At 69.2% G+C, this 12,369-nt stretch carries 4 protein-coding genes and 2 pseudogenes; 3 read left to right on the top strand and 3 right to left on the bottom strand.

The genetic code is table 11. From position 1 onward, the window contains the following. Positions 1–554: 554 nt before the first annotated feature. Positions 555–1,586: a CHRD domain-containing protein gene (locus tag ACIRRY_RS33600; RefSeq protein WP_403980216.1), complete on the bottom strand. Its 1,032-nt coding sequence runs from the start codon at positions 1,584–1,586 to the stop codon at positions 555–557. A gap of 1,474 nt (positions 1,587–3,060) precedes the next feature. Here ACIRRY_RS33600 and ACIRRY_RS33595 point away from each other — a divergent pair. After that, positions 3,061–3,606, top strand: coding sequence for an NAD(P)-binding domain-containing protein (locus tag ACIRRY_RS33595; RefSeq protein ID WP_403980213.1), 546 nt, complete (start codon positions 3,061–3,063; stop codon positions 3,604–3,606). Positions 3,607–3,698: 92 nt separating this feature from the next. Then, positions 3,699–6,590, top strand: coding sequence for an AfsR/SARP family transcriptional regulator (locus ACIRRY_RS33590; protein WP_403980210.1), 2,892 nt, complete (start codon positions 3,699–3,701; stop codon positions 6,588–6,590). Positions 6,591–8,199: 1,609 nt separating this feature from the next. On the opposite strand, the pseudogene ACIRRY_RS33585 reads toward ACIRRY_RS33590, so the two are convergent. Then, positions 8,200–8,409 (bottom strand): annotated as a pseudogene (locus ACIRRY_RS33585) (hypothetical protein); the annotation flags it as partial. A 567-nt stretch (positions 8,410–8,976) separates the two neighbouring features. Next, positions 8,977–10,038, bottom strand: a complete 1,062-nt coding sequence (locus tag ACIRRY_RS33580) for a LacI family DNA-binding transcriptional regulator (RefSeq protein WP_403980207.1) — start codon at positions 10,036–10,038, stop codon at positions 8,977–8,979. A 341-nt stretch (positions 10,039–10,379) separates the two neighbouring features. Between ACIRRY_RS33580 and ACIRRY_RS33575 the strand changes: the two are divergent. Continuing rightward, positions 10,380–12,206, top strand: a pseudogene (locus ACIRRY_RS33575) (glycoside hydrolase family 3 protein); the annotation flags it as partial. Between the last annotated feature and the right edge of the window lie 163 nt (positions 12,207–12,369).

The following is a 12,369-nucleotide window of genomic DNA, read 5'->3' as shown; positions in this document are numbered from 1 at the left end:
GGCCGAAAGCGTGCCCCAACCCCGAAAAGACCGCACCTCACAAACACAGAGTCCCCGTCAGCACACCGACGAGGACTCATGAACGATCGAGGCTAACGGCGCCCCCGCCGAACGATTCCGCCGCAGATCGCGAAAGCGAGAATCACGGAGGATAAGTAGGTGGGGTCCTTGGCATCGCCGGTGGAGATCAGACAGAAGAGCGAGAACAGGCAGAACGCGATACCCAGATACCCGAAGACGACCGATCTTTTCGACGAAACCCCGCCATCTCGCTGTGCGGACATACCCTCACCCTTCTTGAATGCGTGGCGCCGCGCGGTCGCGACGTCTCGTACCGAATAACGCGACGCCTCGAACCAATTGATACGAGGACGAGCAACTCGCGGGTTCACCGTCAGCCGCGGACCACGCCTCACATCGGCGCGGTGCTGGTCTCCGCCTCCCCCGGGAGATTCACGTTCCTCACCGTCTCGCTCAGCCGTTCTCCGTCGACTGAGCGAGACAGGCTGTGCCCTTTCCGTGCGCGCTTCAGCGCGCCACTCACGTGGGCAGGTTCAGCGCGCGGCGAGGAAGAGGTAGTCCGCGGTGTACGCCACGCGTGCCTCGGGCTTCTCAGCCGGGTCGCATGTGCCCGCGGGGGCGACGCCGCCGTGCGTGTTGAGCCGTAGGACGACGTTCGTCCTGGCGAGAAGCCCCTCGTCCTTGCCGGTCTGGTTCGCCTTCAGGATCAGTTGGGGGACGTTCCCCTCGCCGTTGTCGAACTTGTTGACCACCGAGCCGGTGACCGAGGAGCCGTCCTTGGCGATCCACTGCGGCGGTCCTGCCGGTCCGGCCTTGGCGAACGAGTGCTGGATACCGCCCTGGAGGGTGGCGTCGACGTTGTCCTGAGTGAACGCGTACGAACCGTCGGCCTGCTTGGTGCAGGCGTAGACCTGCGCTCCCTTGACGACACCGCTCACGGACGAGTTCCTGATGGTCTTCGGCAGATCGATGCCGCTGGGCAGCGTGAGCGCCTGGCCGCGGACCGCGCCACCGGGGAACTCGGCGGTGTGCAGATTGAAGTAGAACCGCTCGGGGTGGACGGTGATGTCCTTCAGCAGGCCGGAGTCGGCCACGTTCACCGTGCCGTAGACGTGACGGCTGCCGTCCTTGAGCGTCTTCATGAAGAAGGGGATCTTCACATCGCCGTTGCTGCCCTGCTCGCCCTCGTGAAGGTGTGCCATCGTCGGGGTGCCCGTGCCCGTCCAGGTGAACGCGAAGGACACGGCGTGTCCCTGGATCCGCATGAGGGCCACCGCACTGCCGTCCTTATCACCCACCGCGGGCTTGCCCTCGACAGGCACCTCGTTGCTCCCGGTGAGGACCGAGGCCAGGAACACCGCGCCCGCGGCGTCCTTGGCATAAGCGCCGATGCCGGTCACGGCGGCGCCGCTCCGTGGCGAACCGGCCGAGCTGTCCGCGCTGTTGGACGCCTGCGCCGGTCCGTCGAGGGCCGCGCCGCTGTCGTTCTCCCCCTTGCAAGCCGTCAGCAGCACGGCTCCTGTCATCACGGAAATGGCGAGGATCCCGAATCGCTCGTGCAGCATGTGTGTGCCTCCTGATGGCTGGGCCGCGGAATCTCCGTGACCGTCACGCCGACAACACGGCACACGCATGCGCCATCTTTCACCCCGTGACACCTCTGCGACATTTCCATGACAGCGGACAGGCACTGGGCACCATGTCGCTGACATTTCTTGTCGTTCCCGGACGTGCCCGAGCGTCAGGCCGGCACGATCACACGTAGCGGGAGGACGGGGAGGGACACCCACCCGTCGCCGTCGGCCTGCCACTGTCAGTGCGCGACCGGTGTCCGCCGCCCGGGAACGGATCCTGCGGCGCGCGGCTTCGAGGGGGATCTCCGTCCTTTTCCTTAGCATCACCAGGGGAACGGTGGCGAAATGCCGTAGGTCCGGATCATGGGCCTCGCCGGACCCGAGGGCGACGACGCCGACGTAGAACCGCCCCTCGCCGCACGTCCTCGGCGACGCCGCCACTGCCACTGTCGGGGATCTGGATCCGGATGTCGACCAGCGGATGGCGGCGCCGGAAGGCACCCACGAGGCGAGGCACGTCGAGCGCAGCCGCGGGTCATCGTGCCGATCCGCAGGTCATCCCCGTATCGGCGCGGTTCGGGGCCGCGCATGAGGCTGACGGCAGGTCGGCCGCTGCGCGACCCGGGAAACGTGTCCCCTGGGGTGGTCGTCGTGCGGCTCACCGGAACGCGTCGAGCAAGGTCGCTCACACCACGAAGCGGTCCACGACCCGCCCCCGGCCCGTTCCGCCGCCGCGACGACCGCCTTGGCCTCCGGCAGGAACACCGACCCCGCCGCGGAGGGCCGGGAGGCTGCGCGGGTGAAGCTCAACTCCCCCGCGACGGTGACGGAATATCTCAATGACCGTGATCCCGCCCCCTAATTATCGTCAGCATCGATAATACCTTTCAATACATTTCGTTGGAATCGATAGGACGTTCGTACCACTATCGACAGCGACAGGAGAGCCGGCCGCCACGAAAGCGTCGTTACCGGCCTGCCGCTTCGAACGTGTCACTACGAATGGAAATGTCATGACGAATCAGATTCTTGTCGCCGCCGGAGCGGCCGGCATCGGCCGCGAACTCGCCGCGACCCACGCGAGCCGCGAGGCCTTCGTGGTCATCGCCGGACGCGACAGCGCGGGCGGAGAAGGCGGCAGAACACGATCGCGGACCACGACATCGCGGGGGCAACGGAGTTGGCCGTGTCGAAGCTGGTCGGCTGCACAACCGTCGTCCACACTCTGCGGTCGCGCACCTCCCCCACCGGCCCGGTGCGGTTGTCCGGTGGCCTGGCCTCAACGCCATCCATTCCGGTGTCGGCGGCGACAGCCCCTGCTGGGCGGGCAACGAACCGGTGTCGGACGCCGCCCGCGAGCGCACCCAACCGGAGTTTCGCCCACCACGCGGGACATGGCCGACGGCTCCGTCCTCCTGGTGGAGAACCCCTCGGCGAACGGCGTCAGCCTCAACGGCGGCCTCGCATGAGCGGCGCTCTGCCCTGTGAGGCCGTGGTAGGCGTCGGTCGCCTCAGCCGCCTCATGGTGGCACGCCCGCGCAGGGCGGGGCACAGCGTGACGGTCACCACCCGGACCCGCGAGCGGGCCCTGAACGTCGCGGCGGAGACGGGCGCACGGGCCGTCAACTCCCCCAGAGAGACCGCTGCTTCGGCCGGCATCGTGATCGTCTCGCTCTCCGACGGCCGGACCGTGCGGAAGGTGTACGAGGGATCCGACGGCCTCCTCGACACCCCGGTGCCGGGCGCGGTGGAACCGGCCACCCACGGTGAACTCACCGTGTTGGCAGGCGGATCCGAGGAAGCACTCGACCGGGTGCGCCCGATGATCGGCGTTCTGGCCACCCGGTTCCTCCACTTCGGCGACTCGGACAAAGGCAGCGGCATGGAGCGGCGTCTCCCGGACGGACGCCTACGACAACCGGACCAACTTCGGGCGAGCAGAACGGTTCGGTGCCGGCTGAGTTCCTTTGTGACACCAGCTGGCCGAGAGGGCACACGTGCCTCGCACTAGGAGAACGGACCCTCCTCGTCCCCCGTCATGATGCCGTCCGTCGTGCGGCGTCCCGGACGCCCCGTCCCCATCAACCCTGAGGAGACAAGGAAGTGGACCAGGACCCGACGCCCACCGCGGAGCGGAACCCGCTTCGTCTCTCGGTCCTCGGGCCGCTACGAGCCTGGTACCAGGACAGAGAGCTGCACCTGGGACCGCCCAAGCAACAGAGCGTGCTGGCCATGCTGCTGGCCCAGGCAGGCCACCCGGTACCGGTGCACCAGATCGTCGACGCCTTGTGGGGCGACGATCCGCCGTCGCGCGCGATCAACGTCGTACACCGTCATGTGGGGGCTCTACGACGTCTCCTGGAACCGGAGTTGACGCAGCGGAGCGAGGCGCGGGTACTGGTCCGGGCCGCCGGGGGCTACCGACTGAACCTCAGTGACGCGGAGTTGGACCTCCTCCAGTTCCGCGAGCACCGCGACGCAGGCCGGAAGGCGGCCGAGGTCGGCCGACAGGACGCGGCAGCCTTCGATCTCGTCAAGGCGCTCTCCCTGTGGCGCGGCCCCGTCGTCGCCGGTCTGCCCCACGAGGTCCGCTCGCACACCGTGTTCGCCGGGATCGACGCGGAGTACTTCCAGGCCGCTCAGGCCGCCGCGGAGGCCGCGCTGGCCACCGGGCACACCGGGACGGTGCTGCCGCTGCTCAGACCGGCCGCGAAGGGCGATCCCCTCAACGAGGCCCTGCAAGCCTGCTTCATCCGGGTCCTGGCCGCGGAGGGGCAGACGGCCCAGGCCGTGGAGCACTACCGACGCGTGCGCTCGCAGCTGGTCGACGAGCTGGGCGTCGACCCCGGTCCCGAACTCCGCGCCGCACAAGCCCAGGTGCTGCGCGGTACGGCCCCCGCCGCCAAGGGCAATCCGTCCCACGCCAAGGCCTCCGCCGCTCCCCCTGGTGACCTTCCCCGCGTGCCCGAACCAGCCCAACTGCCCGCGAGTCTGCCGGTGTTCACCGGGCGACGGGCCGAGATCGAGCTTTTGGACTCCTTCCTGCCGACGGACACGAGCCCGAGGGGCGTCATCGGCGCGATCGGGGGCGCGCCGGGCGTGGGGAAGACCACGCTCGCCCTGCACTGGGCGCACCGCACCGCCCACCGCTTCCCCGACGGCCAGTTGTACGTCAACCTGCGCGGCTACGACCCCGAGGGCGACCCCCTCACCCCCTCCACGGCGGTCCGCTACTTCCTGGAGTCGCTCGGCGTCCCCGACAAACGGATCCCCTCGCTCCTTGACGGCCAAATCGCTTTGTACCGCAGCCTTTTGGCCCGGCGCCGCTGTCTGATCCTTCTCGACAACGCGCGGGACGCCAACCAGGTACGTCCGCTGCTGCCGGGCAATCCGGCCTGTCTCACCATCATCACCAGCCGCCAGCAGCTGACCGGACTCGCCGTCTCCTCAGGTGCGCGGCTGCTCGACCTGGACGTCCTCACCCTCCCCGAAGCCCTCGAATACCTCGCGAGGAGACTCGGGACGGCACGGGTCGAACGGGAACGCGAGGTGGCGACCGCCATGGCCGGGCACTGCGGCCGACTGCCCCTGGCCCTCGCCATCGTCTGCGCCCGCGCGGAGATCCGCCCGGCCGCTCCACTCGCCGAGATCGCGGCGGAGCTGGAGGAAGGGCGCGACGGGCTCCACGCCTTCTCGATCAGCGGCGCGAGCGATCCCGTCACCGACACACGGTCGGTCTTCTCGTGGTCGTACCGCGCTCTCAGCGAGCGGGCGGCCGAGGCGTTCCGCCGTTTGTGGCTGATCCCGTCGCACGAGGTCTCCCTTGAGGCCGCGGCGAGCATGACCGGCCTGCCGGTGCGCGTCATGCGCCGGGTGATGTCCGAACTGCACCGCGCCAGCCTGTGCACCCCGGAGAGGTCCGGCCTCTACAGCACCCACTCGATGCTGCGGCTCTTCAGCAGGGAGGCGTCCCGGGCCGAGGACTCCCGGCACCTCGTCGAGGAGGCCCGGCAGCGGCTCTACGACCACTACTTACACACGGCGCACAACACCTCGACCGCCATCAACACCCACCGCGAACAACCCGTGTTGCCGCTCCCCACGCCGGGCGCCCAGGCCATCTCGTTCGCGAGCACCGCGGAGGCGGCCGAATGGCTGCACCACGAGATGCCCAATCTGCAGGCCATCGTCACCCATCACACGGACTACGGCGCCGGTGCGCAGATCTGGCGACTCGCGGCCGTTCTCGAACTGTTCCTCGATCGCAGCGGACGGCGCCAGGAGCAGATCGAGACGCAGCGCGCGGCCCTGCCCGCGGCTCAGCGGGTCGGTGACATCGCTGGACAGGCGTGGATGCACCGGTCGTTGGGCTTCGCCCTCGGTCGTTCGGAGCCGGACGACGAGGCCGAGGAGCACCTCCATACGGCGCTGGCGATGTTCTCCGAGATCGGCGACCTCCCCGAAGAGGCGCTGGCCCGGCGCTACTTGGCTTTCCTCGCCAATGTCAGAAAGGCCCACAGGGTCGCCCTCGTGCACTACAAGGCGGCAACAGCCCTTTACGAGAGGGCCGGTCACACGGTCGGGGCGGCCTCCGTCTCCAACGAGGTCGGCTGGACCCGCATTCTCCTGGGCGACTTCGAGGGTGCGGTCCGGGACTGCCGTCATGCGATCGCGCTCGCCCAGGCAGCCGGCAACCGCATTGTCGAGGCAGCGTCCTGGGACAGCCTGGGCGTGGCCCACCATCGCCTCGGCGACAACGCCGCATCCCTGCGGGCACTCGACCGCGCCCTGGCCGCCTATCGCCGACTGAACGACGTCTACCTGATCGCGGACGCACTCGTTCACATCGGCGACGTACACGCGACGGAGTCCAGCGAGGACGCCCGCGCGGCGTGGAGCGAGGCGTTCGACATCCTGGGCACCATCGGGCACCCCGAGAGCGATCTGATCCGCGAGCGGCTCGCCGTGCTCGACTCCTCATCACCGCAGGCGTGACGGGAGCGTGCCCCGCTGCCGGAATCCGCAGGTCGTCGTCGTGTCGGCGCGGTTCGGGGCCGTGCATGGTGCTGACGGCAGGTCAGCCGCCGCGCGACCCGGGAGCCGTGTCCCAGGGAGTGGTCGACGCGTGGTCTGCCCGAACCCGTCGAACAAGGTCGCTCACACCACGAAGCGGGAGACGCCCCCGCCTCCCGGTCCACTCCCCCGAAAGGGCCACTACTTCGTGCAGACCTTCGCCAGTTCTCCCGCGGAGTCCCTGACCGGAGCGAGGTCCGTCCGAGGGGTCGAGCGCCGCGTTCCGTAACGCCTGCTGAAGATCGGTGACGTCGTCCGCGGCGACAGTGTCGGCGGTGGGCACACGGACCAGCGCTCGGTGGCCCACACCGCCTGGACCGGCGTTCTCCCACCTCCTGATCGTGCCGTCATCACCGTCCTACAGGTGCCGCGACACCACCCTGTCCTCCGACCGCCCGGTCTTGCGCCCCTCGCTCCCCGGCGCCGGTGTGCGCGGGTCGATCACCTTGTGGTGGCCCGTCCTGCCCGGATGAGTCGGACAGCCGATCCAGGCTCCGGCGGGCGTAGTCCGGCCCCACTGGTGTCCTCAAGCCCAACGAGGTCGACCTCATGCGGCCTGGTGCTCATCACGGCCGGTCAGTGCGGTTGCCGCTCCGACGACATCGAAGGCCCCCGCCTCTACGGGATCGGCGGCATGTACTACCGGTTCTCCGGCGGGGGGGCACCAGGCAGGGCCTCACGCGGGCCCGCGCCCGCAGTGCTTTCGCCCCGAGAACCCCGCGAGCACGCCCTCCACACACAACCCCGCGCCTTCACACCGGCACGCTGTTATGCACCCCGTCCGGCCGACCGGCCACGCCGAACTCGTCCAGACCGCCGACGACTCCCGCTGGGCGCTCTTCCTGCATCCCCCAGGTCATCGGTTCGGCAGGGGGGAACAGTCATGCCGGGCCCGGAGGCCGGCGACCCTCTTGCAGGACCGCGGAAAACACAACGGGGGGGGACGAGCCTGGACAACTCTTCGTCACCCGTGCCAGGGTCACAGAATGACCGCCACCCGAAAGGCTCATGCCGCGTAAACGGCCCAGCGTGCTACGCGCCCAGAAGTCGGTGCCTCGTCAGCTGTACAGGGGAGCCGGTCCCTGGTGGGACGAAAGCCTTCCTGTGCCCTGGCCGTCCCGTGTCGATCGGCTGTCAGGTCGGACCGTGTCCGCCATTCACAGAGCCGAGTCCTGCTGTCCAGACGATCAGGGCCTCTGGCCCGGTGCCACACGAGCGGCGCTGCGCTACTACCGGACATTCCTGGCCCGTCCGGGCCGTCACCTGTACCTGCGCAGATCCCGCTGCCCCTGTGATGGATGTGAACTGCAGGAGGACGTGGCTCTGGCCCGGGATCTCCTTGAACTGGTCCTGGCGAGGCTACCTCCCCGTGCACGCGACGAACTGGCAGTCCTGGTGGCCGAGTTGGACGGGGAACTCTGGCGCAGGACCCTGCCCGATCCTTTCGCGTATCGGCAACCACGGCGGCGAGGGGGGTGGTGGCACTGGAGAATCTACGACGAGACCAGTCACCTCTGAAGGAGCCACAGCCCGCCGTCGAGTCGAAGATGTCGGCGCGCGTCTCGTAGGCCAGGCCCCTGCTGACGCACCGGGTGTCCGTCAGTAGCCTGCCCCCGACAGCTGTCGGCGACTGTGTCTGGAGGGTGCGCAGCAGGGAGTCGTAGGGGGTGTAGATGGTGTTGCAGGTGGTGCCGTCGGCCTTGAGCGCGGACGTGGACGTCCACGACGGGGCGTCGTTGGAGACGGATCGGTACCGGCGTGATCGACATGCGCTACGAGAACCCGTTGTACATGGCCGAGGACGCCGGTGCCTCACCAAGATCCGGACCAGGAGCGGGCCAACTTCGCCTCCCATCGGGCAATTTCGCCTATCTCTGCGGCTCAGGGGCGGTTGGGCTCGTGTACCACCAGCAGACCAAGAACCTACTGGTGAGCTACTCGCCGAGGTTTTCCCGGAGGGCGATCTACGTCGACCTGGCGGCGCACACGTCGGCCAGTCCTTCTCGCGTTTTTCCCCTCTGCCCGCGACGAACTGCGATGCGGCCGCTGCTGTGGGATCTCGAACACCGTGGCCACATCTCACGACCGACGACCGACGACCAACGACCAGCCGATGGCCGATCGGCCACGAATCTGAGATCGCCCGGTCGAGGCATTCACGCTTCAGCGAGGACACCCTGAACTGGATCCGGGGAATCTGGCGTTGTCGCGGAGGGAAGACTTCCAGGCGTTCACGGACGCGCCGCATTGAGCACGCCAACCCAGGGCCGGTCCGCAACTCGCCTCACCGCACGAGGACTTTCGATCCCTATGGCCGAGACGTCGGTGCTGACGAGCCGTCAGGGCAGGCCCAGGCCACTTCGCGCGCCGTGTCGGAATCCGCCCGCGTCGACTCTCGGACGATCACGAGCGTGTCGTCCTTGGTGTCTCGTGGAAGCAGTGGACGACCGTCGGCCTCATGGAGGGCGAAGGCGGCGAAGTGCCTGCCGAGGTTGACGATGTCGATCCGTACGCTGGAGATCGAGGGGACGAACAGGCCGGCCAGGGGCGTGTCGTCGTGGCCGACGACCGCGAGTTCGCCGGGGACGGACACGCCCGCCCGGATCGCCGCGCCCACCACCGCTGCCGCGGCGTCGTCGTTGTAGGCGGCGATGCCCGTGACCCCCGCCTCGCGCCAGCCGCGGACCGCCGAGCGGGCGGAGTCGTCGCCGTGATCCACCGGCCGGACGTCGATCGGATCGAGGCCGAGCCGGACAGCGGCCCGCTGGGCTGCACGGACGCGGGTGTCGAGCAGCAGGGAACTACGCGGGTCGACTGGGGCCGCGAAGCCGATGCGCCGATGGCCCTGGTCGTGCAGGTGCTCGACCTGAAGGGCCGTTCCCAAAGCCAGCGCGGGCCAGTCGTCCAGTGTCACCGGCTGCCCGGGGGCGGGGACGATCCTGGTGATGCCGCAGGCGCGCATCGAGGCCAGCTCGGCGGCGTCGAAAGGGCTGAATCCGAGGACGACGTCGGGCGTGAGGAGTTCCCACAGGGAGCGCGCCCGGCTTGCGGCATAACGCATGCAGGTGACCAGGGTGTACCCCGCCTCGTCCAGCGCGAGCGCGGCCTCGTCGAGGTGCTGCTGCATGGGGAGACCGGCCGCCCAGTCCGGCAGAACGAACAGGATCACCTTGCTGCTGCCGCGTCGTAGCGTCTGTGCCGCCCGGTGCGGGCGGTAGCCCAGGCGCGTCGCCTCCGCGAGCACCCGCCGACGGGTGCTCTCCGGGATCGTCTGCCCCGGGGTGTCGTTCAGGACGAACCCCACGGTCGCCCGCGAGAGCCCCAGCGACCGGGCCACGTCCGCCGCCGTGACCCGCTTCGGATCCGCCACGCGCACCATTTCCTTCCTGGGCCGCTCACCGGCCATCCGTCGCCATCCGTCCCACGACCTGCCTCCCCCATCCTATTTGCACGTGCTAGTCGGGCGGCAGCAACGCCACGGCCGGATGGCGACCGCCCACTGAGCGACTCGATCGCCGACACCGACACCGACACCGACACCACCGCCGACGAGGAAGACGAAGACGGGCGCTTCCCGAGGTGTTCTGATTCACTAGCACGTGATAGTAACTAGCACGAGACAGTCGCATCGCCCCATGAAGTCGCCCCAAGAAGGAGAAACGAGTGGCCGTGATCGACTCGACCCAGCTCGTAGACGCCCTTCTGGCGCGGATGACCTTGGAGGAGAAGGCATTCCAGCTGACCTCGGTCATGTGGCCCAGCCTCTCCGGGGCGGACGGCGCCGATCCGGAACGGCTGTCGGCGCGCCTGAGGAACGGGATCGGCCAGGTCTCCGGTCTCGCGGGCTTCGGCGCCAAGCCGCCCCCCGAGGTGGCGCGCACCGTCAACCAGATCCAGCGCTTCCTGGTGGAGAAGACCCGCCTGGGCATTCCCGCGATCTTCCACAACGAGGCGCTCAACGGCGTCATGGCACCGGGATTCACCGTCTTCCCGACCGGCATCGCCCTCGCCGCCACCTGGGACCCGGAGGCGGTCGGGCGGATGGCGGCCCTGATCGGCCGCCAGATGCGGGCGATCGGCATGCGCCAGGCGCTGTCTCCGGTCCTCGACGTGGCCCGGGACGCGCGCTGGGGCCGTATCCACGAGACGTACGGCGAAGACCCGTACCTGGTCTCCGCGTTGGGCGTCGCCTTCGTCCGCGCCCTTCAGGGCGAGGGTGTCCTCGCCACCGCGAAGCACTTCCTGGGCTACGCCGTCACCGAGGGCGGCCAGAACATGGCCGCGACCGCGGTCGGCGCACGGGAGTTGTACGAGGTGCACGCCCGCCCGTTCGAGGCCGCGATCCACCTGGCCGGGCTCGGTTCGGTGATGAACTCCTACTCCGAGTACGACGGCGTGCCCGTCGGCGCCTCCCACGCGATCCTCACCCAACTGCTGCGTGAGCGCATGGGGTTCACCGGCACCGTCGTCGCCGACTACATGACCATCGAGTGGCTCGGCTCACGCCAACGGGTCGCCACAGACAACCAGGAGGCCGGTGTCCTGGCCCTGGCCGCCGGACTCGACGTCGAACTCCCCGAGATCGCCGGCTACGGCCCCGCCCTCGCCGAGGCCGTCAAGGCGGGCCGGATCGGCGAGGACGTACTGGACCGGTCCGTACGACGCGTGCTGCGCGACAAGTTCGCCCTCGGCCTCTTCGACCACCCGTACGTCGACGAGGACCCGGTCACCATCGGGCGGACCGCAGCCGAAGGCATCGCCCTGGCACGGGAGTTGGCCCGCAAGTCGGTGACCCTGCTCAAGAACGAGGGCCCGGTCCTGCCGCTGTCGCCCGGCATCCGCAAGGTCGCGGTCGTCGGCCCGCTCGCCGACGACGTCACGGCCGCCTTCCCGACGTACACCTATCCGGCGATACGAAAGATGCTCCTGCGGTCCGTCGCCGGTGCCGCGATGCCGGGCACCGAGTCGGTGTCGGACGCCTCGGCGCCGCCCCTGGCCGCCGAGTTGGCAGCCGTCCCGGACGGCGACGCGTGGATCCGCTCCGAGTACGACACGCTCTCCCTCGCCGACGCCGTACGGCTTGCCCTGCCGGACACCGAGGTCACCGTTCTGGAGCCCGGCGCCGCCGCGGTGACTGCCGCCCACGACGCCGACGTGGTGATCCTGGCACTCGGCGGACACGCCGACTGGCTCCCCGACGGCACCGAAGGCGAGGGCCACGACACCACCGACCTCGAACTACCCCCCGCACAAAAGCAGTTGGTCAAGGAGGTCGCCGCGACCGGAACTCCCGCCATCGCAGTCGTACAGACCGGGCGACCGTTCACGATCACCTCCGTCATCGCCCAACTGACCGCCGTCGTCTGGGCGTTCTACGGCGGCCAGGAGGGCACTCGGGCCATCGCCGACGTCCTGACGGGCGCGGCCGAGCCGGGCGGCAGGCTGCCGTACAGCATTCCGCGGCATGTGGGCCAAGTCCCTCTGCACCACGGGCAGAAGACCGGCAGCGGCTACCGGCGCACCGACCAGGACATGCACCGCGGCTACCTCGATCTGCCCGCCACACCGTTGTTCGCGTTCGGATACGGACTGGGCTATACGACGTTCCGCTACGGCGAGTTGGCCCTCGATCGCGCCGAAGTGCCCGTCGACGGATCGGTCGTCGTGTCCGTGCCGGTCACCAACACCGGCGACCGGGACG

Source organism: Streptomyces sp. NPDC101776, assembly GCF_044766845.1.
Taxonomy (GTDB): Bacteria; Actinomycetota; Actinomycetes; order Streptomycetales; family Streptomycetaceae; genus Streptomyces.
Note: the sequence above shows the minus strand (reverse complement) of the source record. Positions and strands in the feature narration are given on the sequence as shown.

Excerpts from the sequence above, each read along its gene's own strand:
- ACIRRY_RS33600 (WP_403980216.1), bottom strand. The coding sequence starts at position 1,586 with ATGCTGCACGAGCGATTCGGGATCCTCGCCATTTCCGTGATGACAGGA.
- ACIRRY_RS33595 (WP_403980213.1), top strand. The coding sequence starts at position 3,061 with ATGAGCGGCGCTCTGCCCTGTGAGGCCGTGGTAGGCGTCGGTCGCCTC.